32 protein-coding genes are annotated in these 26,437 nt (G+C 49.9%); 13 read left to right on the forward strand and 19 right to left on the reverse strand.

What is annotated here, in order from left to right; genetic code table 11:
• Positions 1-89: 89 nt before the first annotated feature.
• The 3 genes from BTA51_RS13455 to BTA51_RS13465 form a co-directional block, all read right to left on the reverse strand.
• Positions 90-1,493 carry a cbb3-type cytochrome c oxidase subunit I gene (locus tag BTA51_RS13455; protein WP_094707983.1) on the reverse strand — a complete coding sequence of 468 codons (1,404 nt, stop codon included), beginning with the start codon at positions 1,491-1,493 and terminating at the stop codon, positions 90-92.
• 12 nt (positions 1,494-1,505) lie between these two features.
• On the reverse strand, positions 1,506-1,946 hold the full coding sequence (locus tag BTA51_RS13460; protein ID WP_094707984.1) for a cytochrome c: 441 nt from the start codon (positions 1,944-1,946) through the stop codon (positions 1,506-1,508).
• 191 nt (positions 1,947-2,137) lie between these two features.
• The gene (locus BTA51_RS13465) at positions 2,138-2,932 is read right to left on the reverse strand and encodes a CbbQ/NirQ/NorQ/GpvN family protein (RefSeq protein WP_094707985.1); all 795 of its coding nucleotides are present in this window, start codon (positions 2,930-2,932) and stop codon (positions 2,138-2,140) included.
• Positions 2,933-3,124: 192 nt separating this feature from the next.
• On the opposite strand from BTA51_RS13465, the gene BTA51_RS13470 reads away from it, so the two are divergent.
• The 10 genes from BTA51_RS13470 (at position 3,125) to BTA51_RS13515 (ending at position 11,926) form a co-directional block, all read left to right on the forward strand.
• A complete protein-coding gene (locus BTA51_RS13470) occupies positions 3,125-3,478 on the forward strand; it encodes a cytochrome c (protein ID WP_094707986.1) in 354 nt (117 codons plus the stop codon).
• A 121-nt stretch (positions 3,479-3,599) separates the two neighbouring features.
• Positions 3,600-5,327: a nitrite reductase gene (locus tag BTA51_RS13475; RefSeq protein WP_094707987.1), complete on the forward strand. Its 1,728-nt coding sequence runs from the start codon at positions 3,600-3,602 to the stop codon at positions 5,325-5,327.
• Between the two features lie 81 nt (positions 5,328-5,408).
• A complete protein-coding gene (locus tag BTA51_RS13480) occupies positions 5,409-5,759 on the forward strand; it encodes a cytochrome c (protein ID WP_094707988.1) in 351 nt (116 codons plus the stop codon).
• Positions 5,756-7,081 (forward strand): cytochrome D1 domain-containing protein, encoded by a 1,326-nt coding sequence (locus BTA51_RS13485; RefSeq protein WP_094707989.1) that lies wholly within the window; start codon positions 5,756-5,758, stop codon positions 7,079-7,081. Before BTA51_RS13480 ends, BTA51_RS13485 begins: the two co-directional genes overlap by 4 nt.
• A gap of 2 nt (positions 7,082-7,083) precedes the next feature.
• Positions 7,084-7,572 carry an Lrp/AsnC family transcriptional regulator gene (locus BTA51_RS13490; RefSeq protein WP_094707991.1) on the forward strand — a complete coding sequence of 163 codons (489 nt, stop codon included), beginning with the start codon at positions 7,084-7,086 and terminating at the stop codon, positions 7,570-7,572.
• Between the two features lie 37 nt (positions 7,573-7,609).
• A complete protein-coding gene (locus BTA51_RS13495; protein WP_168188166.1) occupies positions 7,610-8,188 on the forward strand; it encodes an Lrp/AsnC family transcriptional regulator in 579 nt (192 codons plus the stop codon).
• Positions 8,170-8,685, forward strand: coding sequence for an AsnC family transcriptional regulator (locus BTA51_RS13500; RefSeq protein WP_141215592.1), 516 nt, complete (start codon positions 8,170-8,172; stop codon positions 8,683-8,685). Before BTA51_RS13495 ends, BTA51_RS13500 begins: the two co-directional genes overlap by 19 nt.
• Positions 8,660-9,226, forward strand: a complete 567-nt coding sequence (locus BTA51_RS13505; RefSeq protein WP_141215593.1) for an AsnC family transcriptional regulator — start codon at positions 8,660-8,662, stop codon at positions 9,224-9,226. Before BTA51_RS13500 ends, BTA51_RS13505 begins: the two co-directional genes overlap by 26 nt.
• Positions 9,226-10,383, forward strand: coding sequence for a heme d1 biosynthesis radical SAM protein NirJ (nirJ, locus tag BTA51_RS13510; protein WP_094707993.1), 1,158 nt, complete (start codon positions 9,226-9,228; stop codon positions 10,381-10,383). Before BTA51_RS13505 ends, nirJ begins: the two co-directional genes overlap by 1 nt.
• A gap of 16 nt (positions 10,384-10,399) precedes the next feature.
• Positions 10,400-11,926 carry a nitrite reductase gene (locus BTA51_RS13515; protein WP_246841031.1) on the forward strand — a complete coding sequence of 509 codons (1,527 nt, stop codon included), beginning with the start codon at positions 10,400-10,402 and terminating at the stop codon, positions 11,924-11,926.
• A gap of 44 nt (positions 11,927-11,970) precedes the next feature.
• On the opposite strand, the gene BTA51_RS13520 is transcribed toward BTA51_RS13515, so the two are convergent.
• On the reverse strand, positions 11,971-12,189 hold the full coding sequence (locus BTA51_RS13520) for a helix-turn-helix domain-containing protein (protein WP_094707995.1): 219 nt from the start codon (positions 12,187-12,189) through the stop codon (positions 11,971-11,973).
• Positions 12,190-12,364: 175 nt separating this feature from the next.
• Here BTA51_RS13520 and BTA51_RS13525 point away from each other — a divergent pair, with 175 nt between their 5' ends.
• Positions 12,365-12,745, forward strand: coding sequence for a hypothetical protein (locus BTA51_RS13525; RefSeq protein ID WP_094707997.1), 381 nt, complete (start codon positions 12,365-12,367; stop codon positions 12,743-12,745).
• A 32-nt stretch (positions 12,746-12,777) separates the two neighbouring features.
• Here BTA51_RS13525 and BTA51_RS13530 read toward each other — a convergent pair whose 3' ends face one another.
• The 7 genes from BTA51_RS13530 to BTA51_RS13560 all read right to left on the reverse strand — a co-directional run bounded on the left by BTA51_RS13530 (position 12,778) and on the right by BTA51_RS13560 (position 17,926).
• Positions 12,778-13,041, reverse strand: coding sequence for a hypothetical protein (locus BTA51_RS13530; protein WP_094707999.1), 264 nt, complete (start codon positions 13,039-13,041; stop codon positions 12,778-12,780).
• A 147-nt stretch (positions 13,042-13,188) separates the two neighbouring features.
• Positions 13,189-13,599, reverse strand: a complete 411-nt coding sequence (locus BTA51_RS13535; RefSeq protein ID WP_094708001.1) for a DUF805 domain-containing protein — start codon at positions 13,597-13,599, stop codon at positions 13,189-13,191.
• Between the two features lie 218 nt (positions 13,600-13,817).
• Positions 13,818-14,738 carry a pseudouridine-5'-phosphate glycosidase gene (locus BTA51_RS13540; protein ID WP_094708003.1) on the reverse strand — a complete coding sequence of 307 codons (921 nt, stop codon included), beginning with the start codon at positions 14,736-14,738 and terminating at the stop codon, positions 13,818-13,820.
• Complete coding sequence (locus tag BTA51_RS13545) at positions 14,735-15,808, reverse strand: carbohydrate kinase (protein ID WP_094708005.1); 1,074 nt, start codon at positions 15,806-15,808, stop codon at positions 14,735-14,737. The genes BTA51_RS13540 and BTA51_RS13545 overlap by 4 nt, the downstream gene beginning before the upstream one ends.
• 165 nt (positions 15,809-15,973) lie before the next feature.
• Positions 15,974-16,537 carry a nucleotidyltransferase family protein gene (locus BTA51_RS13550; protein ID WP_246841032.1) on the reverse strand — a complete coding sequence of 188 codons (564 nt, stop codon included), beginning with the start codon at positions 16,535-16,537 and terminating at the stop codon, positions 15,974-15,976.
• Positions 16,538-16,665: 128 nt separating this feature from the next.
• Positions 16,666-17,412, reverse strand: coding sequence for an alpha/beta fold hydrolase (locus tag BTA51_RS13555; RefSeq protein WP_094708009.1), 747 nt, complete (start codon positions 17,410-17,412; stop codon positions 16,666-16,668).
• 130 nt (positions 17,413-17,542) lie between these two features.
• Positions 17,543-17,926: a nuclear transport factor 2 family protein gene (locus BTA51_RS13560; RefSeq protein WP_094708011.1), complete on the reverse strand. Its 384-nt coding sequence runs from the start codon at positions 17,924-17,926 to the stop codon at positions 17,543-17,545.
• Between the two features lie 87 nt (positions 17,927-18,013).
• On the opposite strand from BTA51_RS13560, the gene BTA51_RS13565 reads away from it, so the two are divergent.
• Positions 18,014-18,913 carry a LysR family transcriptional regulator gene (locus BTA51_RS13565; protein ID WP_246841033.1) on the forward strand — a complete coding sequence of 300 codons (900 nt, stop codon included), beginning with the start codon at positions 18,014-18,016 and terminating at the stop codon, positions 18,911-18,913.
• 106 nt (positions 18,914-19,019) lie between these two features.
• A complete protein-coding gene (locus BTA51_RS13570; RefSeq protein ID WP_094708013.1) occupies positions 19,020-19,358 on the forward strand; it encodes a hypothetical protein in 339 nt (112 codons plus the stop codon).
• 208 nt (positions 19,359-19,566) lie between these two features.
• Here the strand turns inward: BTA51_RS13570 and BTA51_RS13575 are convergent, their stop codons facing one another.
• From BTA51_RS13575 to blaOXA, 8 genes are all read right to left on the reverse strand, one after another.
• A complete protein-coding gene (locus tag BTA51_RS13575) occupies positions 19,567-20,814 on the reverse strand; it encodes a family 16 glycosylhydrolase (protein WP_094708015.1) in 1,248 nt (415 codons plus the stop codon).
• Between the two features lie 141 nt (positions 20,815-20,955).
• Positions 20,956-22,419 (reverse strand): carbohydrate-binding protein, encoded by a 1,464-nt coding sequence (locus BTA51_RS13580; RefSeq protein WP_094708017.1) that lies wholly within the window; start codon positions 22,417-22,419, stop codon positions 20,956-20,958.
• Positions 22,420-22,475: 56 nt separating this feature from the next.
• Positions 22,476-22,709, reverse strand: a complete 234-nt coding sequence (locus tag BTA51_RS13585; protein ID WP_094708019.1) for a hypothetical protein — start codon at positions 22,707-22,709, stop codon at positions 22,476-22,478.
• Between the two features lie 272 nt (positions 22,710-22,981).
• The gene (locus tag BTA51_RS13590; protein WP_168188167.1) at positions 22,982-23,563 is read right to left on the reverse strand and encodes a 3'-5' exonuclease; all 582 of its coding nucleotides are present in this window, start codon (positions 23,561-23,563) and stop codon (positions 22,982-22,984) included.
• 112 nt (positions 23,564-23,675) lie between these two features.
• Positions 23,676-24,017 carry a hypothetical protein gene (locus BTA51_RS13595; RefSeq protein ID WP_094708021.1) on the reverse strand — a complete coding sequence of 114 codons (342 nt, stop codon included), beginning with the start codon at positions 24,015-24,017 and terminating at the stop codon, positions 23,676-23,678.
• 79 nt (positions 24,018-24,096) lie between these two features.
• The gene (locus tag BTA51_RS13600; RefSeq protein WP_094708023.1) at positions 24,097-24,996 is read right to left on the reverse strand and encodes a glycerophosphodiester phosphodiesterase family protein; all 900 of its coding nucleotides are present in this window, start codon (positions 24,994-24,996) and stop codon (positions 24,097-24,099) included.
• A 12-nt stretch (positions 24,997-25,008) separates the two neighbouring features.
• A complete protein-coding gene (locus tag BTA51_RS13605; protein WP_094708025.1) occupies positions 25,009-25,587 on the reverse strand; it encodes a metal-dependent hydrolase in 579 nt (192 codons plus the stop codon).
• 64 nt (positions 25,588-25,651) lie between these two features.
• Positions 25,652-26,425 (reverse strand): class D beta-lactamase, encoded by a 774-nt coding sequence (gene blaOXA / locus BTA51_RS13610; RefSeq protein ID WP_094708027.1) that lies wholly within the window; start codon positions 26,423-26,425, stop codon positions 25,652-25,654.
• Positions 26,426-26,437: the final 12 nt, after the last annotated feature.

Consider the following 26,437-nt stretch of genomic DNA (forward strand, 5'->3'; position numbering starts at 1 on the left):
TTCCAGCACTTTCCAGATCGGTTTTCATTACTCGCCAGATCGGCTTTCATTACTTGCCGGATCGGTTTTCATTTCTTGCCAATGCAGCCTCAAGCACTCTCAGGAACCGCTGTCAGCTCGGTTTCCCGCTCTCCAACAAAGAAGCTGGAGAAATAGCAAATCAGACCGAGCAGGAACACAACACCAGCACCTTCACGCAGCCAATAGAAAATGGCAATTTTGTCCTGGGTTACCATAAAGGGCAGCGCGGTCGGTGCATCAGGAAGCCTCTGCAGCCAGACCTGCAAAATACCCGCACCGGTCAGGAACAGCGTGATGAATACCATGGCAACGGTCATCAGCCAGAAGCCCCACATCTCGACGACCTGTGAACGGTTACAGTTGCCCTCAGTACGCCCGTTGAGAATCGGCATGGCGTAGGAAACGATCGTCAGTACAATCATGGCGTAAGCGCCATAGAAGGCCATATGACCATGCGCTGCGGTAATCTGGGTTCCGTGGGTATAGTAGTTGACCGGCGCCAGCGTGTGCAGGAAGCCCCATACACCGGCTCCCAGAAAGGCCATTACGGCAGTTCCCATCGCCCACAGTGTCGCGGCTTTGTTTGGGTGCACCCGACGGCGACGATTGACCATGTTGAATGCAAATATGGTCATCGCAAAAAATGGTAACGGTTCCAGTGCAGAGAAAATGCCGCCCAGCCAATGCCAGTATGGCTCAGGTCCAATCCAGTAGTAATGGTGGCCGGTACCGATAATCCCGGTGATCAATGCCATGGCGATAATCACATACAGCCACTTTTCAACCACTTCCCTGTCGACACCTGTCACTCGAATCAACACGAATGCCAGTATGGCGCCGAGTATCAATTCCCAGACTCCTTCTACCCATAGATGCACGACCCACCACCAGAAATATTTGTCCAGGGCCAGATTACTGGGGTTGTAGAAGCTGAACAGAAACATGACCGCCAGACCGATGAGACCGGTGATCAGCACCATATTGATAACCGTTTTACGGCCTTTGAGAATTGTCATGCCGACGTTGTACAGGAACCCAAGAGCGACAACGACAATCCCCACTTTGGTAATGGTCGGCTGCTCCAAAAACTCCCGCCCCATGGTGGGGAAGAATTTATTCCCGGTGATCTCGGCGAGGGTAGCGTATGGGACCAATAGATATCCCAATATCGTCAGGGTTCCGGCAGCCGCAAAAATCCAAAACAGAATCCAGGCCAGCTTCGGACTGTGCAGTTCCGTATCACACTCCTCGGGTACCAGAAAGTATGTGGCCCCCATAAATCCGAACAACAACCAGACGATCAGCAGGTTGGTGTGTACCATTCGGGCCACGTTAAAAGGTATTTCGGGAAACAGGAAATCTCCCACCACATACTGCAGCCCAAGCACCAGTCCAAACAGAACCTGCCCGGCAAACAGTATCAATGCAAAAATAAAATAGGGTTTGGCAACTGACTGCGATTGATATTTCATGCCGCTCTCTCCTTATCCTTCGATATTGGGGGGCCAGTTGTTATCGTCGATTTTTGACGTCCATTTCAGAAACTCTGCGAGATCTTCCACTTCCTGGTCACTCAGGTGAAACTGGGGCATCTTCCTGCGCCCGGGTGTCGGCAGAGGTTGTGCCGCCATCCAGCTCTTCAGAAACAGCGTAAAAGCTTCCTCACCGCCCCGGCGATCATAAACATTGGCAAGTTCGGGAGCGTAATAGGCGCCCTCCCCCATTAATGTGTGGCAACCAATGCAATTATTCTGCTCCCACACTTCCTTTCCCCTGGCAACAGCTTCCGTAAGCTGGTCCCGGTTATCTCTCTTCGGCAGAGCGCCAACAGTCTGAAACGTTAAAGCAAGAAACAGGAGGATGAAAAAAATACTACCGCCATAATAAATATTACGTGCGGCGCTTTTGCTGAATTTATCCGGCATGGTCTTCTCCCTGAGATGAGCTCATCTGGATGTAATGATATAAGGTACTTTGAAACAGCCTATTTTTTCTGGATTTTCCAGGCATTCGATATTTGGCTTCGACCATCTTAGCCGCCGACATAACGGCGAAATTGACTGAAATCAAATGACCGGGTAACCGATGCCCCTATACCCCATCAGGGGTACGACGGCTACTGAGCCCCAAAATGAATGTCGATAATTTTCTGTAATGCCCTGATGGTTGAAACGTCGTCTGTAAGCGGCTCCACCATGCAGGCGTGACACGCCTGAACGGGATCCATGCCACTTGAAATTAATCTCGCTGCATAGATCAATAGTCGCGTTGAGGCCGCCTCTTCGAGATCATGCTGCTCAAGTCGGCGTAAGGCCTGTCCCAACTCAACGATACGACGGGCCAGTAATTCATCCACCCCACCCTCTGTCTGAACCACCCGGGCTTCGATCTCAGGCACCGGATAATCCAGGCTGATTCCGACGAAGCGCTGACGGGTACTGGGTTTCATTCCCTTAAGGATGTTCTGGTAACCCGGGTTATAGGACACAACCAACAGGAAATGCGGATCCGCTTCCAGAACCTCTCCCGTGCGCTCCAGTGGTAACAAGCGCCGGTCATCTGCCAACGGATGCAGAACAACAGTGGTGTCTTTGCGAGCTTCCACCACCTCATCCAAATAACAAATTGCACCTTCTCGCACGGATCGGGTTAAAGGGCCGTCCTGCCAGAATGTTCCCTCTCCGCTGATCAAATGGCGCCCCACCAAGTCAGACGCCGTCAGGTCATCATGGCAGGCCACAGTATAAAGACGGCGCTCCAGTCTATGTGCCATGTGTTGGATAAATCGTGTTTTCCCACAACCTGTGGGACCTTTCACCAATACCGGTAAACGGTGTTCCGCGGCACGCTCAAACAGAGTGATTTCACCTCCCTGTGGAAGGTAAAAAGGTGCCTCCTTGTCAGTCTTCATCAGCAGGGTTTCCTTCTAGAAATCATCGCAGGAATACCCTAACCGAATGCGATGAATCCGCCAGTACCTCTAATGGGGTACTACCCTTTGTTGTAGGAATTTTATTGATCCGTATCAACTTTACGCGAGCGTCAGTCACCTACCCTCGATGGGCCTACGAATCTTAATACCGTCCGTAATGAGGGGCATACTATGAATGCAATCAAGATCACCGCGAATGCAATCAAGATCACCGCGAATGCAATCAAGATCACCGTAGTTATTCCAATACTCCTGTTATCTCTTCTTTCGACCACTTCTTTCGCTGCCGATCCTGCAGCGGGTAAAACAAAATCAGCAACCTGTGCCGGTTGCCACGGAGCCGTAGGTATCAGTGGTAACGACTTGTGGCCAAATCTGGCCGGGCAAAAGAAAGGTTATCTGGCCAAACAACTTAAAGCGTTTCGCGATGGCACCCGTAGCGATCCCATGATGTCCAGTATGGCCAAACCTTTATCGGATGCAGATATCGACGATCTTTCTGCCTATTACAGCGAACTTAAATAAGTTCCCGGATTTGAAGTTCCAAGATCAACCGAACATTTACCTGGATTCCGGAAGATCCTGCTCGGCTTGGGGGTCTTACCGACAGACATAACGAAACGCTCATGATGAGAAGGAACATGTTATGCAACGAACAACACATCCACTACTTATCTCAGCCCTGACGGTTGCCATTGGCACAGCCAGCGCGCTGGCCCTCGCGGAGTCCGAAGCGGAACGCGCTCATGCCAACCCCGGACAATATGAAAGCGGCCCCACAGCCATGACTGGTGAAGGGGTCAATATTGTCAAGTCTCCCGGTGCACCGGATCTCACCGAAGAAGAGTTCCACAAAGCCACCCGGATCTACTTTGAACGTTGCGCCGGTTGCCATGGCGTATTGAGAAAAGGCGCTACTGGCAAACCACTGACACCGGATATCACCCAGGCAAAAGGCTCTGCCTACCTTGAAGCCATGATCAGTTATGGATCACCGGCAGGTATGCCCAGCTGGAAAACATCCGGTGAACTCAGTGAAGAAGAAGTCAAACTGATGGCAAGCTTCATCCAACATGAACCGCCTCAGCCTCCCGAGTGGGGCATGGGCGAAATGAAAAACACCTGGAAAGTATTGGTAAAACCGGAAGACCGGCCCAAGAAACAACTCAATGATCTCAACCTGAAAAATCTATTCTCCGTCACCCTGCGCGATGCAGGCCAAATTGCATTGATAGACGGAGACAGTAAAGAAATCGTAACGGTCATTAAAACCGGCTATGCCGTGCATATTTCCCGCATGTCCTCTTCCGGTAGATACCTCTTTGTTATCGGACGCGATGCCAAAGTCAACATGATTGACTTGTGGATGAAAGAACCCGCCACGGTGGCAGAGATCAAAGTTGGCCTGGAAGCACGCTCTGTAGAGACATCCAAGTACAAGGGCTTCGAAGACACCTACGCGATTGCCGGGTCTTACTGGCCACCACAATACGTCATCATGAACGGCGAGACGCTGGAGCCGCTGAGGATTGTCTCTACACGCGGCATGACGGTGGATACCCAGGAATATCATCCTGAGCCCCGTGTGGCAGCAATTGTGGCTTCCCACGAAAAGCCTGAGTTCATCATCAACGTCAAAGAAACCGGGAAAATTCTGCTGGTCAACTACGAAGATATCGATTCTTTGAAAGTCACTACGATTGATGCAGCAAGATTTCTTCACGATGGTGGATGGGACAGCACTCATCGCTATTTCCTGACTGCCGCCAATAAATCCAACAAGGTCGCCGTTATTGATTCCAAAGAAGGCGAACTGGAAGCCCTGGTTGATGTGGGCGCTATTCCCCATCCCGGCCGTGGAGCCAACTTTATCGACAAACAATTCGGGCCGGTCTGGGCGACCAGTCACCTGGGTGACGGCAGCATCGCGGTGATCGGTACTGACCCGGACAAACACCCGGACAGCGCCTGGAAAATGGTCCGTACGCTTGACGCACAGGGAGGCGGGTCTTTATTTATCAAAACCCACCCCGAATCCCACCATCTCTATGTGGACACGCCTCTGAATCCGGATGCCGGTATCAGTCAGTCCGTGGCCGTCTTTGATCTCAACAACATCGAAGGCAAATTCAAAGTGCTGCCCATTGCCGAGTGGTCTGGTCTGGGAGAAGGACCCAAAAGAGTGGTCCAGCCGGAATTCAATCAGAGCGGTGATGAAGTCTGGTTCTCCGTGTGGAACGGAAAAGAACAGGAATCTGCCATCGTGGTGGTGGATGACAAAACTTTGGCATTGAAGAACGTGATTAAGGATGCCCGTCTGGTCACCCCGACCGGGAAGTTCAACGTCTTCAATACACAGCACGACATTTACTAAACCAGGAGGCCTGCCCGCGTCGTCATCGGTGAGTGCCGACGCGGGACATGGCCAAGTTCGATACAAGGAGATTTTCAGGTCATGTTCGGCAGGAATAATCAATGGATACCAAATGTGGCTGCCCTCCTGATCAGCATCACAACGACGGTTTGCTTTGCAGACTCAGAGACGCTGGATCATGCCGGACTGACCAACATGGTCAGACAGGATTGCGGTTCCTGCCATGGCTACTACCTGAAAGGAGGTCTTGGACCGCCGTTACGGCCAAGTGAAATCGAACGGCTTGATATCAACGCGATCCGCGCCATCATCAAGTTCGGTAAACCAGACACCGCAATGCCGCCCTGGAAGGACCTGCTCACTGACGCGGAGATCGCGTGGATCAGCCAAGGGCTCCTCAATGGAGACTTTATTGATAAGGATCCCCAATGACACATTTGAACCGGATATTCAAAACACTGTTGCTGCTTCTGTCAGCGCTGTTGACGACCTCCTGTATTTCACCTGGAAACCCGGTTTCCACAGGACATGAGAACGAAGTTTCGGATATTTATCGTGGAGGTACCGGTGACCTTGGTCTGATTATTGAGCGCACCAGCGGCAGTGTACTCATCGTCAATACTACCCATCCCGAAGTTCTGCAAAGAGTTGAGGGGCTGGGTGATTTATCTCATGCTTCCGTGGTGTATTCCCGAGATCAGCGTTTTGGATATGTATTCGGCAGAGACGGCGGTCTTACCAAAGTCGATCTGCTACAGGGAAAAATTGCCAAGCGGATAGTTCAGGCCGGCAACAGTATCGGTGGAGCGATCAGCCAGGACGGTCAATATGTGGCCGTATCCAACTATGATCCCGGCGGTGTGAACATCTTCAGATCAGACACTCTCAATCTGGTGGCGAATATCCCTTCCACCCTGCTGGCAGACACTTCAGACGAATCAGGTCAATCGGAGCAATCGAACCAATCAGATAAGCAGAAACCTTCTGACCAGCCACTTCCCAAACATTCCAAAACCGTCGGCCTTGTGGATGTCCCCAATAACCGTTTTGCCGTCAGTCTGTTCGATAGCAACGAAATCTGGCTCATCACAATGGAGGACAGCGATCCTCAGCAAGCCGGACTGCAACCTGCCGTTGAGAAGTTCACAGACATTGGCAGACAACCCTATGACGCGCTGATCACACCTGAGGGTCGATACTATATTGCCGGTCTGTTCGGCGAAAACGGCATGGCAAAACTCGACCTGTGGCAACCGGAACAGGGCATACAAAGAATCATGCCTTCATACGGCCCCGGCGAACAACGTCTGCCCGTGTACAAGATGCCCCACCTTGAAGGCTGGACCCAGGCCGGACACTACATTTTTGCTCCGGGTGTAGGGCATCATGAGGTGTTGGTCATCGATGCTCTCACCTGGGATATCATCCGCCGCATCCCCACCCACAGTCAGCCTGTATTTGTCATGGCACAGCCTGACGCAAGAAGGGTCTGGGTTAATTTCGCACACCCCGATAACAATGTCCTGCAGGTAATCGATGTGGCCAGCTTGCAGGTAATCAAGACGATCAATGCCGGCAAAGCGGTATTGCACATGGAGTTTACACCAAGAGGTGAACAGCTTTGGGTGTCCGTGCGAGATGAGAATCGAGTGGATATCTATGATCCCTATCGCATGCAGCCCATCACCAGCCTGGCGGCTACTGCACCCAGTGGAATCTTTTTTACCTCAAGAGCCAATCGAATAGGACTGTGACCATGAAGCCAGAAATCAGGAACGATGAACGGCAACCGGCGTTAAGTACATTGGATAAGGCCGTGCTCAGTCGCTACCAAAAAAACTTCCCACGGACATCCCGACCTTTTCTGACAATCGCCAACGAGTTGGGGTGTAGTGAACAGGAGGTGTTGAACTGTTTCCAGCGACTCAAACAGGAAGGTGTAATTTCCAGAGTCGGACCTGTTTTCAATCACAAAAAAGCCGGGGCCAGCACTCTCGCAGCAATCGCTGTTCCTAATGAGCATCTGGAACGAACCGCAGCGCTGATCAACGGATTTCAAGAGGTTAACCATAACTATCAGCGTGAACATGAATTGAATCTCTGGTTTGTAGTGACCGCCTCAGACCAGGATCACCTGACAACAGTAATTGGCAATATTGAAGCCGCCACAGAAATGAAAGTCTGGTGTTTTCCGATGGTCAGGCCCTATCACATTGATCTGGGATTCAGACCAGAATTTGACTAGAGCCCAGCCATCGGACAAACGATCAGGAGAAATCATCATGCAGACTTCATACATCGAAAATCTGAATCCGACAGCGCCGCTCAATACAGGAGCCATTGATCCTGAAAGCCTCGCCTACCTGCGGGCATTGATACAGGAGGGGCTGCCACTGGTCGAGCGACCTTACCTTTCTCTGGCACAACAAACCGGGCTGACAGAACAGCAGGTGTTGGACCAGCTTGATGTCTGGCAGACGGAGAAACTGATCCGTCGTTTCGGCATTGTGATCAACCACCACAAAATCGGCTACACCAGCAATGCCATGGTGGTATGGCAGATTCCTCCGTCAGATGTGGACAAGGTCGGTAAAGCGATCAGCGCCACCGGTCTGGTGTCGCTCTGCTACCAACGCAGGGCTTGCGGAGACTTTTGGCCCTACAACCTCTATTGCATGCTTCATGGCAAAAACCGAGAAGAGGTTCTGCAGCGCCTTCAACAACTCAAGCAGCAATGTGGACTCAGCGATATCCCCAGCCGGATATTGTTCAGCCTGAAACAGTTCAAACAATGTGGCGGCAAATACACCTTCGCCCAAATCGATCGTGAGAAGGAGGCGACATGCACACTGCACAGCTAGAAGAGGAATCCGTAAAGCCGGGAGTGGTCAGAAGCACACAACCGGAATATGAACTGGAAGAATTGGATCGCACTCTCATCAACACACTTCAGTATGGATTGCCGATCTGCGATGAACCTTTCGCCCGGATAGCCCGGGCATTGGGCACCAGCGAAGGCGTCGTACTGGATCGACTGAAAGACTTGCTCAATCACGGCTACTTAACTCGGTTCGGGCCATTGTTTCACGCCGAACAACTGGGAGGGGCATTAACCCTTGCAGCCATGCGGGTTCCTGCAGACGAAGTCAGCCGTATTGCAGAAATGGTCAATCGTCACCCGGAGGTTGCGCATAACTATGAGCGTGACCATGACTTTAACATTTGGTTTGTCATTGCCACCGAACAAGAGTTCCAGATTCAAGAGGTCATCGAATCAATTGAATCTGAAACCGGTTACCCCGTTTACAACCTACCCAAGCAGAGGGAATTCTATGTTGGCCTCCACTTTAAAGCCTGACCTCGAGCAGGTACCAGGACGGGATACGCCCGTTGAATTGGTTGACGAAAATACCGGTACGCTGTCGCAACTGGACCGGCAACTCATTCTTCTCACCCAGGAAGGACTACCGCTGGTTTCACGACCCTTTGAAGCGCTGGCCAAACAGCTGGGAACCTCCGCAGACGAAGTGAAGGCCCGATTTGAACGCATGCTTGCGTCCGGATGTATTCGCAGAATCGGAGCGGTCCCAAATCATTACAAGCTGGGCTACAAGGCAAATGCCATGACCGTCTGGGATGTGGAAGACAGCCAGGTGCACAAGCTTGGCCAGAAACTAGGCACCCTCCCCTACGTCAGCCACTGTTATCTGCGCCCCAGGCAGTTACCTGAATGGCGCTATAACCTGTTCGCCATGGTACATGGAAAGCAAAAATCCGAACTGAATGCCTGCTTCCGCGAAATGACCGAAATCCTCGGCGACGCCTGCAGAGCCCATGACGTTTTGTTTAGTACACGAATTCTGAAAAAGACCGGCTTACGATTCAGAGGTGACCGGTAATGTTCAGAATCACACAATATATGAGGTCCCTGACCCACAACGAGCCTTTTGTCCCCCGCGGCAAACCTTCTGCCCCGGTTGTCATCTGGAACCTGATCCGGCGCTGCAACCTGACCTGCCGCCATTGTTATTCCATCTCGGCAGACATCGACTTTCCCGGAGAATTAAGTACTGACCAGATCTACAACACCCTGGATGATCTCAGGGAAATGCGGGTTCCGGCAGTCATATTGTCCGGAGGAGAACCATTACTGCGCAAGGATATATTCCTGATCGGCGCCTATGCGAAAAGTCTGGGACTTTACGTGGGGCTCTCCAGCAACGGCACATTGATGGACAAGAACATCGCAGACCAGATAGCCCGCACCGGATTTGACTATGTCGGTGTCAGTATCGACGGCCTGGAAAGCACACATGATGAATTCCGCCAGAAACAGGGATGTTTCAAGTCCGCCCTTGAAGGCATCGAACGGTGTAAGGAAGCCGGAGTCAAAGTGGGCTTGCGCTTTACGCTTACGGAAAACAATGCTGAACAACTACCGGCCATTCTCGACCTGATGCACGAACGTGACATTGATAAGTTCTATCTCTCTCATCTTAACTATGCCGGAAGGGGTCTGCGAAACCGCAAACGAGATGCCTTTCATCAAACGACACGAGAGGCCATGGAACGACTATTCGATCGTGCACACGAGGATCTTTTAAGTGGTAGGAATACCGAGTACGTCACCGGCAATAACGATGCTGACGGCCCCTGCCTGCTGGCCTGGGCTGCACGCCGTTACCCCGACCGGATGTCGGAGTTGAAATCCCGTCTTGAGCATTGGGGCGGTAATGCCTCTGGAATCGGAATAGCCAATATCGACAATACCGGCGAAGTCCACCCCGATACCTTCTGGTGGAATCACCATCTGGGAAATGTCAAAGAACGCCCCTTCTCTGACATCTGGCGCAATACCCAGGACCCTTTCATGCTGGGCCTACGGAGTCAGCCTCGCCCTCTACAAGGGCGCTGCCAGTCCTGCGCCGCCAGACAGATATGTAACGGTAACACCCGTGTCAGGGGATATACCCAAAGCGGCGGTGACTTCTGGGCGGAAGATCCTGGTTGTTATCTTACCGATGAGGAAATCAATCTTCCTCAGAAGATCCATTAGTGACAAGGAACACTCTATGAAGCGGTCTGTCCACATGAAACTATCGGCTCTGATACTTGGCTACGGCCTCTCTTTTTCGGTGTTAGCTGATGACAGTTTATCCATGGCGGCCAAAACCAGGGCCAGTACCGATACAGAAACGCTTTACCAAAATCATTGTGCCTCCTGCCATCACCCACAAAGGCTGGGAGGGATAGGCCCGGCGCTATTGCCGGAAAATTTGGGGCGCCTCAAACCGAAGCTGGCGATTGATGTCATTCTGCATGGTCGGCCGGCAACCCAAATGCCCGCATTTGACGGAACACTGTCACCAAGTGACGCAGAGCATCTGGCGAGTTATATATTTTCCCCGTCAGCTCAACCTGTGGAATGGAATGATGATGCAATACGGAACTCTCGTCAGGTGTACTTCCCTGCATCTTCCCTGGGAAACAAACCGGTCTTCTCTGCGGATCTGATGAATCTCTTTATCGTGGTGGAAAGTGGTGATCATCACGCCACCCTATTGGACGGAGATACCTTCAAGCCCATACACCGTTTCAAAACCCGCTACGCGTTACACGGCGGCCCCAAATTTTCACCCGATGGCCGCTATGTGTATTTTGCATCCCGCGATGGATGGATCAGCCAGTTTGACATCTATAATCTTAAAACAGTGGCGGAGATCCGGGCAGGCATCAACACCCGCAATCTGGCCTTATCGGCTGACGGACGCTGGGTCATGGTGGCCAACTATCTTCCCCACACCCTCACCCTTCTCGATGCGGACCGCCTGAGCTTGGTCGGAACCATCCCGGTACGCAGCGCCGATGAAAGCTCCAGGGTCAGCGCCGTATATACTGCACCGCAAAGGAACAGCTTTATCGCGGCACTCAAGGACATCAAAGAAGTCTGGGAAATCTCCTATGCACAACCAGACTTTCCCATTCGAAAGATTGCGACAGAAGACTACCTGGATGATTTCTTCTTTGATCAGGAATACCAACACCTGATCGGAGCATCCCGTAACGGCGATAGTGGTCAGGTAATAGACCTGGATTCGGGAAAACCGGTCGCCAAACTGGACCTTCCAGGTATGCCCCACTTGGGGTCAGGCATCAGCTGGAACAGCCAACAGGGTCCCCTGCTGCTTATTCCCCATTTGAAAGAAGGGGCACTGTCAGTCATCAATATGAACGACTGGAGTCAGGTGAAGACGATTCCCACTTTGGGTCCGGGATTCTTTGCCAGAAGTCACGAAGGTTCACCCTATGCCTGGGTAGACGTATTCTTCGGCCCGAATAAAGACAAGCTCCATGTGATTGATAAAAATACCCTGGAAATAGCGGCAACCATCACTCCGGAACCGGGCAAAACTGCGGCTCACGTGGAATTCACCAAGGACGGTCGTTATGCTTTAGTCAGTCTGTGGGAAATGGATGGAGCATTGATCGTTTACGATGCTAAAACCTTAAAGGAAGTCACACGTCTTCCCATGTCCAAGCCCTCGGGTAAATATAATGTTTTCAATAAAACGCATTATGTGAGCGGCACCAGTCATTAAGCCGCTAACAGAAACTAGTTGTGGAAGTATAGGATGAAGTTGAACTAATTCGGCTCACTAAACAGTTCACTAACACTGATACGCAGAGCCTTGGCCATGGTTGCCACTTCATAGTCCGTCACCCGACGGACCCTTGCTTCAATTTTAGCAAGCGTCCCCCGACTCAAATTCCAACCCTCAATTTTGCATCGTGTTGCCAGTTGGTCTTGCGTAAGTTGTTGAATTTCCCTAAAACGTTTTACATTCGCGCCGATCAAATTCATTTCTTTTGCACTCCAGTCCCAGAGCTTGATTCCTTGAAATCAATCTGACATCATTGCTCCAAAACCGGAGCATAACAAAATAAACCGTAACAAAATATCGGGGGAAACGGATTATTTTGGTGCACCATAAGCAATTGGAAGTGCAGTAATCTCCTATGGAAAGGACCACCAGTAAATGACTAATACAAAAATAGCCAGCCTAGAATCTTTTCTTACTGAGATGCGAACTTTCCTGAAGCATGCCTCTCATCTTTCCCCATGTTTTATCCGTTTCATCAAGGAAGAATCACTGACCATGGAAGATGCCCGTCAGGAATGGACCCGACTACCGGAGTCGCTGAATCTCTCCCAACGTGAGAAGCTATTTACCCAGGCAATTGAACATCTTCAAACGTCCACCTGGAAAAAAGCAAAGGGTAGGTTTAACGATACCGAACTCGATGTCCTGGCAAAGTGGATGAAGCTGGAAACTCAGGCCTTATCTATCGTTGTAGATAGAGTGGAGTGTAAAACGACCAAACTTCCCACCACACCGGCCAGTCTCAGAACACAATAAAAGTAGTATTTCCACCAGGAACAGGCCTCAAGCTATGCGTCTTTCGGCTCTATTCTGAAGGCAAAAAACGGCAACCCCAGAAGCGCCATAACAAACAGCCCGACCAGGACAATCTGGTTACTTTCAGAAAGGTGAAACGCTCCGCCAATAAAGCCGGCGAGTATTCCCAGGAGCAGCCCTGCCAATGACAGCCCCCCGATTATCCGGGCTACTATGATGGCGACAGAATCCAGAGCTTTAATAAACACGGAGGCAATCATCAGAATACTGGCGATAATCAGTGCCACCGGCCACATTCCTACTCCGAATATATGAATCCCATATAAACACAGGGCGGTTGTGACCAGTGCCAGCAAAAGCTTCAGAGCCGTTTTCAGATCGTTGCCTCCGGTATCACTTAACAGAACCTGATTTGTTCTGTCCCAAACGCTATGTCAGGACAATCAGGCACTTGGCATCCCGTAGTCATTCATTCCTTGATCACCTGCCAGCAGGCCATTTTCTATGAATACCCATATAGCCCCGATCAACGGAATAATTCCAATTAAAACCCACCAACCGGACTTATTGCGATCATGCCAGCGCTTGACCTGAACCGCCAGAGATATCCAGATAAATGGGATGTAAAAAACAAAGGCAATCGCAGCGACCACATTGCTATCTTTCCCGAGCACTGTCGCCAGCCCCCCGATTATGGCCCAAAAGGCAATCATCCCGAGGATGGCTAGCCAGTATACCTTCCTGCCTACCCGGCCACTAAAAGAAAACAGAACCTGCTTCAATGTCAGTGTGTCGTATCCTCCCCTATCTTCGCTAAGCGCAGCATTTGGGGTTTTATAAACATTGCTATCCATTATTGAACTCCGTGTGGTGTTGCTTTCTCATTTCCAAGAAACAGCTGTAAAAACATCTCTAAAAAACAGACATTATAAATATTGATATAGCAGATATTTTTGCAAAGTGAGAGAAATCGTCACCATTTACAAAGAAAAATGTGTCTACATTTGTAACTGGTAAAATTTGTAACCAGCTAAGTGAGAGGCCTGTTGATACACACAGTCCTTCCTTTAAGTTATGCTTTGGAAAGTACCAACTCCCCTGCAATCTCGGCTGCCAGCCGGGCATTGTTCAGAACCAGTTGAATATTGCTTTCCAGACTGGAGCCGCCGGTAATTTCCGCGACCCGCTTTAACAGAAACGGCGTGGACTCCTTGCCAAAGATGTGCTGCTGCTCAGCTTCCACCAATGCCTGCTGTATTGCTCGGTCTATCAATGACTTGTCCATGGCGTACAACTCCGGTATCGGGTTAGCAATCACGACGCCACCGTCAAGACCCATCTGCCATTTAGCCGAGAGAAAGTCCGCCACCTGCTTGGGATCATCCAGTCGATAGTCCACTGTCTGGTCACTTTCACGGGTATAAAATGCCGGCAATTGATTTGTTTGATAGCCCAGCACCGGAACACCCTGGGTTTCCAGATATTCCCTGGTCAGGGCCAGATCCAGTATCGATTTGGCACCCGCACAGACAACGGCCACACTGGTGTGGGCCAGTTCCTGCAGATCTGCAGATATATCAAAAGATTGCTGGGCACCACGGTGAACGCCGCCTATGCCCCCGGTGGCAAAAATCTGAATACCTGCCATCGCTGCGATAATCATGGTTGCCGCCACGGTCGTGGCCCCATGCTGACCGGTAGCAACGACATAAGGCAGGTCCCGTCTGGAACACTTGGTGACGGACAGCCCTGCCTTTGCCAGCACATCAATTTCATCATGACTTAATCCGGCTTTGAGGCGACCGTCAATAACGGCTATTGTGGCCGGCACTGCGCCGTTATCCCTGACGACCTGCTCCACTCTTTTTGCTGTTTCGGCATTTTCCGGCCATGGCATGCCATGGGAAATAATGGTGCTTTCCAAAGCCACGACAGGCTGATTATTACGAAGTGCGGTACTGACTTCAGGGCTGATATCCAATTTGTATGTCATGGGGTTTCTATCCAATGTTGAATCTGTTTCAGGCTCAGTTCAGGATTCACTGCCAGGTTTGATGCCATTGTCATAGCAGCACAGGCCAGGCCAAATGACGCCTGATCCTGAGCCGGCATTTGCTGTAATTCGGCGAAAACGATTCCCGCCATCAATGCATCTCCGGCCCCGGTATCATTCACTATCTCGTTCGCCAGAGAGGGGAATTCCATAAATTCGTTTTGAGTCGCCAGAATCAGTCCTTCATTCCCCCGACTCATAATGACCTTTTCCACTCCGAGGGAGAGCAACTGCTGGATAATCTCGCGATCCGGGCTGTCCTGCTTGAGAATAGCGCGTGCCTCGGCGCGGTTGACCTTAAGCATACCCAGCCGGGGCAACAAAGGTCCCAAGCGAGGTGCTTTGGTTTCAGAGACAGCATCCGCAGATACCGGACCGTTAAAGGTCTGCTGGGACATCCATTCGATCAGATCGGGAGAACAATTAGCTTCAACCACAATATGGCTCGCCGATTGCAGCAACGGTAAACGACTGACAAGGTCATCAATTCCCAGGGCATCAATGACCGCCATATCTGCGACAGCCCCCTGCAACTGACCTTCAGAATTATTGATGGCCAGATAGGTGCCTGTGCGAAATTGAGGTTTCACCAGACAATGCTCAGTGCTGAGTCCACATTGAACTAGTTGTTCCAATAGCCATCGGCCCCGCACATCATTCCCAACGGCTGAAAGCAAATGAGTATGAGCACCCAGACGAACCAGATTCTCCGCAATATTGCGTGCAACGCCGCCTGCCGTCTGGTTGATGTATCCGGGATTGGAATCCTCTGCGACAAAGGATTGATGGCTGGTACCGGTGATATCCACGTTGGTACCACCGATCACCACGACATTTTTTCTGGCGGGAAAAATATAACCTTTTCCCAGAATCTTTCCTTTGCGGGTAAGACGCATGATATGTCCGGCCACTGACTCCCGGGACATGCCCAACTGGTCGGCTATCTGCTGCTGGCTGGCCAGCGGATTATGTTGTAAAGCTTGTAGAACAAGCAATTCCTGGGAATTCATAAAATTAACAGTTGTTAAACATATAAAACAAATGTTAATTCGATAAATTCTCAAAGACAAGTAGAACAAAGAAAAAGTTGGAATATGCGCCCATCATGACACTAAGTTGCGATTTCCGATCTCTCATCAAAGAACGGCTTAACCTTTATTTGACTATGGTGAGAATTAATTGGCCATGGTGAGCATTGGCCACTTAGCCAACCATCCCTTGGCTTTGACGCGTTGGATAAATACCGCGCGTGAGCGCTTGGGATTCCAGGTAATCTGAAGATTCAACAGTGATTCGAATCCAAAGGCAGAAATACACTCGAGGTTTCCCTCTACCTTTTTACTGACAGCAACTTTCCTGACAGCAACCGCCGTCTCCATTTCCGGCCAATAAGACATGGCATCCAGGCTGCTTTGATAAGGAGGGTCTCCGTTTCTTTCGTGCATGAAAGCCTGATTCCGAACCTGCCAATTTGGGCCCGGCATCAGTGACTGGAGTTCGCGCTCGAAGATATGACTGGTTGAGACATCAGGTTCTTCAGGATCGAAGTAAATAACATCAATGTCGTTAAGGGGAGAGCCTGTATCAAACTGATGAAGGTGATCCCAGACCAGATTTCGGACAAAACCTGCCGCGATATAACATTGGGGCAAGTCCAGTTGATGTACACATTCAATGGCTTTAAGCCTGAAGTCATCCCGGGAAATCCATTCAATGATGTTGTCCATTGGCACCAGCACTGTTTGTTCATTTCCTGGGAAGGTACGTCGATACGCCTGCCCGGTCAACAGACGACCAAGGTCATAACCTCCATATTCGAAACCTCCATATCCAACAGCTCAGATATGGAGGTCTGCTATCCGCCTGTTTACCTGGCGGGATTCAGTTCACCATGTATTTCTTGCAGATACTCTGCAAGCTTTCCCGGCTGGGAAAAGTTCGGGCAATGCCCTGTGTTCAGAGAAAATGTACGGCGAACATTACCCGCAGAGGCCATGGCACGCTGTGCAGTGATGGGTACGGCTTTATCTTCGGTAGCCTCAATGTAATACCTGGGGACAACACGGTAGTTTTCGCCGGTTAAAGATAACTTCTCCATTAATGGAGCTGCCGGTTCTGGCACAAAGAATTGGCTGGCGGCAATAAACGCCTCTTGCGGAACATCCTGGGCGAACGCTTCATGCATTTTTTCTTCAGCAACATGAGCCGTGGTTTCATCTCCGGAAAGATAGAAGTGCTCCACTGCCACCGAGTCTGTCACTCCAGAGACTGCATCAATAAAGCTTCCCCCGTCCGGCAACAGAAACGCGGCAACATATACCAGACCTTTGACTTTTTCCGGTCCAGCAATTTCCGCCACCTGACTGATGACGATACCGGCAAAGCTGTGCCCCACCAATACAACCGGACCATCGGACCGATCCACTTCAAGCATGATCCTGTCGACATAATCCTTGAGATGAATATCACCGGCTGGAGTATTATCTCCGCCATGCCCCGGCAAATCCGGCACAACAACGGAATGTCCCTGCTCCACCAGTATTTGAGCAACATCGTGCCATGCCCAGGCGCCCAGCCATGCAGCATGTACCAGAATAAATGTACTTTGACTCATAAGCTCTCTCTTCGTCTCGTTGATGCCAGTTCTCGTTGGTACTAGTTCTCGTTAGCACCAGTTCTCGTTGATATTGGGTGTTCCTGGATATTGGTCATTTATCAATTGATAAAATGACCATCCAAAATCTTTAGTCCCGGGAAATACTCAGGGCCAGAACAGAAAAGTCATCCTGTGCCAATTTCCATTCACCGGAGTCCTGCTTCACCCATAACTCTTTACTGATAAATCCGCTGGCAATGTTCATGCTCCAATCAGCGGCCAGAACGGCATTTCTGTCATCGATAACCTTGATGTCCACATTGCTGTATTTCAGTTCGGCGGGATGATGCCTGGCGAAATCCCGCCAGAATAAAGCGATAGCTCCCGCACCGACGAATTCACCAACAGGAGCCACCTTCATGGAGGCATCGGTGAGGTATCCCTCGAGACACCCTTCCAGATCATGCTGATTGAATTTTGCTATCCATGCCTGACTGGCGGCCATCACCTGATTAATCGTTTCCTGAGACATATTTGCTTCCTCTTGCTTGCTGTTTGGTTGGTGAAGAGCATATTATTCGACCTCATTCAGATGATAATTAGCCGAGTCTAGAACTTAATGTTTAGAAATAATGAACAAAGGTCCCTGCCTTATCGGATGCTGGTGTTTCATGAGGTCGTCAAATCAGGCTCATTCACCAGAGCAGCAGATCAGCTTGGCCATACCCGCTCCGCCATCAGCACCTATATCAGTCAATTGGAGTCGTTGGTTGGCATGAAACTCCTGACCCGGAGCACGCGAAGTCTGCACCTCACCCCGGCAGGCAGACAGTTTGCCCAACGATGCGCACAAATGGCGGAGACCCTACAACAGGCCATTGAGGAATTAGAAGAATTTGACCAGGAACCCCAAGGCCGGATTGCGATTACGGCCCCCCATGCGTTTGAGTCCCTGCTGGTAGAAACGGTCATTGCAGAACTATGCAGGCAATATCCAAAACTGATAGCCGACGTGACCTTTTCAGACCAAAAGCTCGACCTTCTGGAACACAAGCTGGATCTGGCGATTTCGGTGGGCCCACAAAAAGACAGCGACTATCACGCTATCAAGCTCGGCGAACTTCGTTCCTTTGTGGTGGCAGCTCCGGCATACCTGGAGTCTCATGGCCACCCGGAACCGGAAAAATTAGATCAGCATACGATGATTCAACTGCCCTGGCAGGATCAGGCTCAACTCTATTCGGGGGATCAGCAAGTCCCCTTACGAGGCGGTAAAACCATGAAGGTTAATACGCTTCCCGCCGCCATTAACTATGCCAATCATGGCTTGGGTATGCTTCTGGCCCCTTCAATATTTGTCTCGGAAGAAATCCGTAACGGCAAGTTGGAACGTGTCATGCCGACGTGGCAGGCAGAGCCCAGAGAAGTCTTTGCTCTTCACTCTTTTGGAAAACGCCTGCCGTTTATTCTTCGCCAGGCAACAGAGAGACTGAAACGACAACTTGAGTCTTTAGGCTGATTTCAATCTTGCCAATATCCCCTTAAAATAGGAGTTTAGATTTAACAAAGCAGAGCCATACAAAACAATATGTTATGTGTAGCCGGCTCATTCAGGAGAAACTTACATGGATAGACCAATCAGAAAAATCATTGCCGCAGCACTGTGTTCCATTGCAGTAACGACAAATGTATACGGCCTTGAAATCACTTCAGACGTTATTAAAAAGTCTCAGGACGGGGTCACCGTCGTTTATATCGGGAACGTTGAGTTAACCGCTGAAGATACCCGGGGACTCAAGATTTCCTCTGTCGATTTCACCTCAGAAGATGACCAGCAAATTTACGAAGGCGATGTAAAGATATCCCTTGATGCGGTCCACATGTTGACCGACAGAGCCGTTGTTACCAGACAAGAAAATGGACTTCGTATCAACATGGATCAAGTAACGACCTTCGAGCGATAACCTGAATACGGGGCGGACTTGCTGAAACTCCCCTTACTACAAAAGCCTGTCCGCTTCATCATTCCTGGTGGTCCCCTAACCGCCCCTTTTTTCAGTCCTCGTCCTGCTTTTCTGTCCTTATTCTGCGGCTGAATAGCAAACTCCATCAGAGACAGCACTGATTCAGCTTCATCTGAATCAGTGCGTACTCTTCAGGTCTATCAACTAGCTATTGATAGACCCTGACATAGTCAATGTACATTTTCTGAGGAAAGCTACTGGAGCCATCCGGACTACCCGGCCAATTTCCACCAACAGCAACGTTAAACAGGAACCAGAAAGGCTGATCGTAAACCCACCTGCCATACTGCTCTACCTGGGCACGAGAAGCCGAGTAGAACTCATTTCCATCAACCAACCAGCGAATACCATTGGTATCCCATTCCACGGCAAAGGTGTGATAATTCGCATCCACTACCTGTCCGACATTATAGGTCCCCGTGATAGGCGTATTACCCGAGTATCCTGGTCCGTGTAAGGCACCGTGGGTCAATGTCGGCTCGTAACCCACATGCTCCATAATGTCGATCTCCCCGCCCTCGGGCCAGCCGACAGAACCGAAGCTGTCACCCAGCATCCAGAATGCCGGCCAGATACCCTGGGTTTGAGGAAGCTTGATCCGGGCTTCCATTCTTCCGTACTTAAAGGATTTTTTATCCCTGGAAATCAATCGGGTTGAAGTGTACTGGCATGTGCCATACCAGCAGTTGTAACCGGCAGGATTTTCCTTTCTGGCTTCGATCACCAACACATTGCTTCCTGCCTGGGCATCGTAGGCGATATATGCATTCTGACCATTGGTGTAATATTGCAATTCCTGGTTCCCCCAGCCACCACCGCCGGTTTCAAAGGTCCAGGTATTGGCATCGATGCTGTTGAATTCATCGCTCCAGAGAGGTTGCTGGCCATCATCGCCTCCAGTGTCTTTTACCACCTCAATCCAATTCAGGTTCCACCCCGAACTTGAAGCATAAACACCAAGGCTGTAGCTTCCCGCATTGATATGACTGGTAAACTCCACCGTCCGCCAATTCTGCCATCCTCCTGTGGCAGGTATATTCACCGAGCCCAGAACGATATTCCCACCATTCAAATCGACCGAAGCTGTACCGCCGTTGATACTGGCAACACGCATTTTCACCCGATACGTACCACTGGTCGCGATATTCAAATCGTTAAAGGCAAGCCACTCGGTTTTGTCGATCCAGCCCACGTTATAACCTCCGCCGACATCACTGGTCGATTCAATATCGACATCGTCGGACCGATAGGCTCCTCCGCTGTTGCCTGGGGTGACATCATAGAAATAGCTGTAGTCTTCCGCCTGAAAGACCTTCGCCTGAGACACTGTCGATACACCACCCAGTGCGAATGCTGCCAGCATGGCCGACATATATAGCTTTTGTTGAGTTTTCATTATTTTTAATACTCCCGCTCTCAAGGAAATTATTGTCGGCCCCTCCCAGTGACAAGCAGGAGCGACACAAACTGCGACAAGCGAATGTTGAACTTCGTATAAAGCCTCCCGGAATACAGCTCCGGGAGGCCGGTCAGTTACTTACTGCGGACAATAGAAAGTGACTTCGTAACTCAGGTTGGTTGCTGCGGGGCAGCTGGATAACCCATAACCATCGTCATAAGCGTATGCGTAGGTTTCACAATGGGAGTGAATCATATCGCGATAGGCTGTCCTGTCCGCCGGACCGGAACGGCACTGATCCGAGCTGATGGGCGGCGTCGGACAGGTGTACATCTGCGCCTGAGGATCTGCCGGATGATAGGTTTGGAACCCGTTCGCCCAATGGCTGTAGGTCAGCTTGGCCGCAGGAGAATAGCAACCCGCCACATCTCCGGTCACCGGATTGAAGGTTCTCATATCCACATTGGACAGATAAGGGAACTGACCATCAGTACTGAGATTTTCATTCATCGGACAATCAGCCACACGCAGCGTTGAACAATCAATCACCCCTCCCTCCGGACCACCGGGACCGTAGACGGGGGCTGGCTGTGGACCAACCGGGCAGTAACCGTTAACTGTCACCTTAACCGGCACGGTGAACCCATCCACCATGCTGGAGTTCCACCAGTCTCCCCTGCCCAGAGGCTGGCTTGGTGCGGAAGGGTTTCTTGCACAGTCACTGTCATTGACGCCCGGAATACAGCCAAAGGTAGCTTCAAATTTGGAATCGATGGGAGGGGCACAACCTTCCGGAGGACAGGTAAACCCGAGGTCAGCAGGTCCGCCACTGGCTCCTACACGGCAATTATGACCGTTTGCGTCACAGTCGAAGCCAGGCCAGAACCTCATCGATGGCAAGCCTTTGTCGGGAATATCGTATTCCATAGATTGTCCACCGGAAAGCCGATAACGATTTGGCCCGTTGAACTGAACACCGGGTGCCGTCAGCCATTGTACCCACAAGGGCTTGTCACAGCCGTTAACCACTTTCAGACGTTTATGTGTACCGTTGGGAGTGCCGGGCTCATCAGTACCTCCATTTTCAGGGACGATTTCGATCCAGTTGAAATTCCAATTGGATGTGGCCGCATAAACACCCAGATTATGGGTACCCGCACTGATATTCACCGTGGCCGTCAGGGTTGTCCAATTCTGCCACCCTCCGGTATCGGGGATATTGAATTGTTTAAGAATCGTCTGCCCGGCATTCAGATCCACCGATGCGGTTGCGCCACCAGGACTGGCAACCCGCATGCGGACGATATAGTTACCGGTGGTTGGAATATGGAGATTTTCATATACCAGCCATTCACCATTATCAATCCAACCGACATTGAATCCACCACCGGAGTCGGAGGTCGGTTCGACATCCACATCATCTGAGCGATAAGCACCACCGGAGTTTCCCGGGCTCGTATCATAATAATTGTTGTAATCTTCGGCCTGGTACACCGCCGCATGAATATTGGTTGATGCGAACATTGTCATACCAATGCCAGCGACGACTTGTTTGAAAAGGCTCTTTGTTCTTTTGGACATGCCGTGAACATAAAGTTTCATACCGGCAAACCCTCCTTTGGTTGATTTTCCTTCAGGTTGTTTTATCTGCGCAGTGCTCAAGTTCCGGGCTTAGTTTGATGATGGCAGGCGCTGGCCGAGAGACTGGTATCCAATGAAGAATCCACTGAGAGATCTCCGCCCTCATACCGTTGGTTCTCATATCTTAGGTTCTCATACCGTAGATCCTCATATCGTCGATCCTGTACAGCCACAGAAAGCGCCATAGCCACCGGAGACTCAGGTTGTACGAATTGACTGAGAGTAAACTGCAGAAATTTAACGTCAGGCATAAGGTGTTACCGTGTTATTTTTACTGTTATAGACCCAACTTCAGAACAGAGTGAAAACGCTTTCATAAAATTGATCAAATCAACAGAACTGTCAATGTCAGAAAACAGTCAGTAGTGAATAAGTGTTGTTTAGAGAGATGAAAAAAGAGAATAAAAACAGATGGATGGAATTTTTGTAACAAAGTATTAAAGCTACCTTGCAAAACCTTTCAAGTGCATAAGCCTATTCCAAGGGCATTAGTCCCGGTAATAAGGAGACTATTAAACGAGGCTTATCCCTTTTTCGGAATAGCCTTTCTTCCCAAAATATAGGGCATCAACCTGGCCATATTTCTTGCATCATCAATTCCCCTGTGATGAGTCCCTTCAAGGGATAAACCAGCCAACTTCAACGCCTGCGACATTCCCAGTCTCTTTTTCAAGTTTTGGGAGCTGGAGAACTGCTTCTTGATATTCAAATGATCCGCACCGATAGGATAAGACATTCGATGAAATTGACTGTCCTGCTCCAGTTGCCCTTTGTCGTAGTCACCCCAGGAGCAAAATAAAAACGAATCGAATCGATACAGCCAATCCTTGAACATTTTAATGGCTTCAGGATATCGAGGGGCATTATCAACGTCTTTCTGGGTAATGCTGGTCAGCTCAGTACAAAACTCCGTAAGCGTTGGGTGCCTGACAGGTTTTATAAACGTCATGAATTCATCAACCATCGTCAGGTTTTCCGCATCAACCATGACAGCTCCAATTTCAATGGTTTCCATCTCCCTCCTGGCAATGGACTGTTTATCACAGCAAGTGGCTTCAAGGTCCACAATTAAAAAGTAATTGAATTTCTTTAGGTCTATTTCCATAAATTTCCTTTAAATAAGCGTTTCTATTTTTTATTCATATTGATTTTCAAAATCAGTTTTCAAGTTGCAAAGATGACGATGCCCAAAGCAACTCGCCTTCCGATTTAAGTTTCTATTGAGCGGAAGACTGCTGATTTAGCTCCGTAGGCACCTGATCCAATCGTTGTTGTTGATAATTTCCGGCAGTGACACTGATCACAACCCCTAATACGCTGTATATCAGCATCCGGCGAGTATAGCCTACCCTTTTTAGAACCCGTTCAGGCCAGTGTCCCCGATTCTTTATACCGCTTAATATCATTAACCAGGCAAGATTCACCCCGATTCGGCGTCCGTCGCTTTTCCTGTAATTAACCAACAGCACCAAATTCACGACAAATACGGGGACGCATACGATTCCGACTCCCATGGCCATGATAGTGATGGTCGTTAATAAGAGGAATTCCAGCTCCATTGTTTATCTCCGGGTTTTACGGCATTCGCGACTATTGTACTGATATCGCAAAGGAATCACGAACCGTCCCCCAAGTCCTTCATGGTATTTTCGAACCAATAAGCTCAATCCTGTCAGTCCATATTCCTCCCTTATATTGGTCACCCAGCCTTTCCATATCCTCTGGAGAATCGATCCCCATCACAATGAACTCTCCTCCTTCAGCATGCACCCTGTCTATAAATTCCTCAGGCCAACCTGGGACTCTCTCTGCCAGATATAATGGTCCGCCGAATACTCGTCCGGTACAGACTCCCAGGTCCTGCCCTTCACTACCGAGCAGCGTCTCATAGCATTCCTTTATTTGGGGCTTGGAAGGCCAGACACTGATGCCAGTCGTCAGGGCAATATGTTCAAGCATCTGCGTCGTCCCCCCGTACACCATCAGGTTTTGCCTCTGTCTGGGAGGGTATTGATTGAGGAACTCTCCCAGCAGCTTGGCTTCCACGAGATCTTTGCTTTTGATATTGATGAGAAATTTCCCCTTCGGAAAGTGTTGGAACACCTCTGTCAGAGTAGGCATCAATCCCACTCCTTTTCCCCGCAAGGGATAGCTGTTACCGCCGTCGGCTGTGTATCCATATCCGATATCGAGCGTTTTCAGGTACTCCATGGTTTGCTCTCGGGTGACCCCTTGCCCATCCGTTCTACAGTCCAGAGTCCAATCGTGAAAAACCACAAAGTGACCGTCCTGGGTCGGGTGGATATCCAGTTCCACCCAATCGGCCCCTGCAGAAAACGCCGCATCCATAGAGGCCAGAGTATTTTCAAACAATTCGTGTGTTGGAGGATATATTCTTTCCGCCGTGCATGTATCGTTGGCCAGGTGGGCAGGATCGTATGTATGGTGTACACCCCGATGGGCAATGACTGGTGCCGCTGAACAACTCAGTGCAGCTACTGCCAATATGAATACTGTTATATATATCCTGAGCGTCATTAACGAGCCTCCTTACCGTTGCAAGTGAAAACCGACGTATCCAGAAACCGACATTACAGCCAACAAAGCAATAGCTGTGGCAATGGACCAGCGCCTTGATACTTTTGCAGCCGAAAACCAAAAACAGATCGGCAGCAAAATTCCCATCTCGATCAACAGATTCCGCCAGAAATAATAGTTCTGGATATCCAGACGTCCCGCACTGGGTAGCACACCGATCTCGGAAGTGAAGGCTTCATTGAATACCGGCCATAGAAAAGGACTCTTGTGGACTCCCACCATAAAATCCAGTATCAGGTGTGATATTGGGGACATGACAAGATAAACGAATTGGATATTTCTCAAGAAATACAAACCGGTCAGTCGATTGAACGCCAGAGCGATCATGGAAATGAACAGGCAAAATCCGATTGAGTGGGTATAACGAGGTTCAATCTCGTAATCAAATATCCAGTAGACGAGATAATCGACATCCGGAGATAAACTGAGTACAGCAAAATAGGCCATCAACGCTAATTTCTGCCTTCCATCAGCATCAACTCTGGAAGCAATTGCCGCTCCTATTAATGAATGCCCCAATATAGATGACATTGTTATACCCACAGTTTTGGATGAAGTTTTAGTTCAATTCGATGGTTGTTTAACGATTCCTCTATTAATCAAGAACACCGACTTCTCTTAAACTGGCTTTCCCCAGGACAATGCGTTTCTTCGCTTCCGATGCGGAATACATATTGATATTCAAGGCAAACGCGTAAATATGATCCCCTTTTTCCACCCAGCCGACCCACCAGCCGATATCATTTCCCCAGCCGGTCTTACCATACAGCGTCCAGCCATATCCCTGTTCCAGCTTCACAATTTCGCGGGTGTGGTTTTGCGCATCCAATGGGAAAGACAATTGGTTCTGCGCAAGCTCACTCAGAAACCCCGTCTGCTCCACCGCACTGATTTTTAATGGTCCATCCAGCCAAAACCGGTCCACTACCTGCCCGATATCTGCATTTCCATACTTCAATCTTTTGACTTTGCTGCTCATCCGCTCAAGGCCGATACGACGGGCCAGTTCTTGATAGATGGGGACGTTGGAAATCGGGATGGCCTCGCGCAGACTCATGTCCTTTTCCCAGATATCCAAGGGCTGGGGCTTACCTCCATAGGGAAGCACTTCATCGACGTTTTCTATCGCTCCCACTGTCAGGCCGATCAGGGTGTTGGCGATTTTGAATGTGGAGGCGGGAATAAATCGGGTTTCCGCGCGGGATTGCTTATGTCCGATGTAGCGCTGTTCAGAAACGTCATAAAGAACAAACGTGCCTTCCACACCGGCATTCTTGAATAGCTTTTCGATTTCAGGACTCTGCTGCCAGTCTATAGCAAAGGATTTCAGGGAAAATAGAACGATCAAAAGGGAAAAAAAGAGTTTCATAAGGTCCATTTC

Origin of the sequence: Hahella sp. CCB-MM4 (genome assembly GCF_002260525.1) — a bacterium.
GTDB lineage: Bacteria > Pseudomonadota > Gammaproteobacteria > Pseudomonadales > Oleiphilaceae > Hahella.

Coding starts and splice junctions, on each gene's coding strand:
- BTA51_RS13455 (WP_094707983.1), bottom strand. CDS start 1,493: ATGAAATATCAATCGCAGTCAGTTGCCAAACCCTATTTTATTTTTGCA.
- BTA51_RS13460 (WP_094707984.1), bottom strand. CDS start 1,946: ATGCCGGATAAATTCAGCAAAAGCGCCGCACGTAATATTTATTATGGC.
- BTA51_RS13465 (WP_094707985.1), bottom strand. CDS start 2,932: ATGAAGACTGACAAGGAGGCACCTTTTTACCTTCCACAGGGAGGTGAA.
- BTA51_RS13470 (WP_094707986.1), top strand. CDS start 3,125: ATGAATGCAATCAAGATCACCGCGAATGCAATCAAGATCACCGCGAAT.
- BTA51_RS13475 (WP_094707987.1), top strand. CDS start 3,600: ATGCAACGAACAACACATCCACTACTTATCTCAGCCCTGACGGTTGCC.
- BTA51_RS13480 (WP_094707988.1), top strand. CDS start 5,409: ATGTTCGGCAGGAATAATCAATGGATACCAAATGTGGCTGCCCTCCTG.
- BTA51_RS13485 (WP_094707989.1), top strand. CDS start 5,756: ATGACACATTTGAACCGGATATTCAAAACACTGTTGCTGCTTCTGTCA.
- BTA51_RS13490 (WP_094707991.1), top strand. CDS start 7,084: ATGAAGCCAGAAATCAGGAACGATGAACGGCAACCGGCGTTAAGTACA.
- BTA51_RS13495 (WP_168188166.1), top strand. CDS start 7,610: ATGCAGACTTCATACATCGAAAATCTGAATCCGACAGCGCCGCTCAAT.
- BTA51_RS13500 (WP_141215592.1), top strand. CDS start 8,170: ATGCACACTGCACAGCTAGAAGAGGAATCCGTAAAGCCGGGAGTGGTC.
- BTA51_RS13505 (WP_141215593.1), top strand. CDS start 8,660: ATGTTGGCCTCCACTTTAAAGCCTGACCTCGAGCAGGTACCAGGACGG.
- nirJ (WP_094707993.1), top strand. CDS start 9,226: ATGTTCAGAATCACACAATATATGAGGTCCCTGACCCACAACGAGCCT.
- BTA51_RS13515 (WP_246841031.1), top strand. CDS start 10,400: ATGAAGCGGTCTGTCCACATGAAACTATCGGCTCTGATACTTGGCTAC.
- BTA51_RS13520 (WP_094707995.1), bottom strand. CDS start 12,189: ATGAATTTGATCGGCGCGAATGTAAAACGTTTTAGGGAAATTCAACAA.
- BTA51_RS13525 (WP_094707997.1), top strand. CDS start 12,365: ATGACTAATACAAAAATAGCCAGCCTAGAATCTTTTCTTACTGAGATG.
- BTA51_RS13530 (WP_094707999.1), bottom strand. CDS start 13,041: ATGTGGCCGGTGGCACTGATTATCGCCAGTATTCTGATGATTGCCTCC.
- BTA51_RS13535 (WP_094708001.1), bottom strand. CDS start 13,599: ATGGATAGCAATGTTTATAAAACCCCAAATGCTGCGCTTAGCGAAGAT.
- BTA51_RS13540 (WP_094708003.1), bottom strand. CDS start 14,738: ATGACATACAAATTGGATATCAGCCCTGAAGTCAGTACCGCACTTCGT.
- BTA51_RS13545 (WP_094708005.1), bottom strand. CDS start 15,808: ATGAATTCCCAGGAATTGCTTGTTCTACAAGCTTTACAACATAATCCG.
- BTA51_RS13555 (WP_094708009.1), bottom strand. CDS start 17,412: ATGAGTCAAAGTACATTTATTCTGGTACATGCTGCATGGCTGGGCGCC.
- BTA51_RS13560 (WP_094708011.1), bottom strand. CDS start 17,926: ATGTCTCAGGAAACGATTAATCAGGTGATGGCCGCCAGTCAGGCATGG.
- BTA51_RS13565 (WP_246841033.1), top strand. CDS start 18,014: ATGTTTAGAAATAATGAACAAAGGTCCCTGCCTTATCGGATGCTGGTG.
- BTA51_RS13570 (WP_094708013.1), top strand. CDS start 19,020: ATGGATAGACCAATCAGAAAAATCATTGCCGCAGCACTGTGTTCCATT.
- BTA51_RS13575 (WP_094708015.1), bottom strand. CDS start 20,814: ATGAAAACTCAACAAAAGCTATATATGTCGGCCATGCTGGCAGCATTC.
- BTA51_RS13580 (WP_094708017.1), bottom strand. CDS start 22,419: ATGAAACTTTATGTTCACGGCATGTCCAAAAGAACAAAGAGCCTTTTC.
- BTA51_RS13585 (WP_094708019.1), bottom strand. CDS start 22,709: ATGCCTGACGTTAAATTTCTGCAGTTTACTCTCAGTCAATTCGTACAA.
- BTA51_RS13590 (WP_168188167.1), bottom strand. CDS start 23,563: ATGGAAATAGACCTAAAGAAATTCAATTACTTTTTAATTGTGGACCTT.
- BTA51_RS13595 (WP_094708021.1), bottom strand. CDS start 24,017: ATGGAGCTGGAATTCCTCTTATTAACGACCATCACTATCATGGCCATG.
- BTA51_RS13600 (WP_094708023.1), bottom strand. CDS start 24,996: ATGACGCTCAGGATATATATAACAGTATTCATATTGGCAGTAGCTGCA.
- BTA51_RS13605 (WP_094708025.1), bottom strand. CDS start 25,587: ATGTCATCTATATTGGGGCATTCATTAATAGGAGCGGCAATTGCTTCC.
- blaOXA (WP_094708027.1), bottom strand. CDS start 26,425: ATGAAACTCTTTTTTTCCCTTTTGATCGTTCTATTTTCCCTGAAATCC.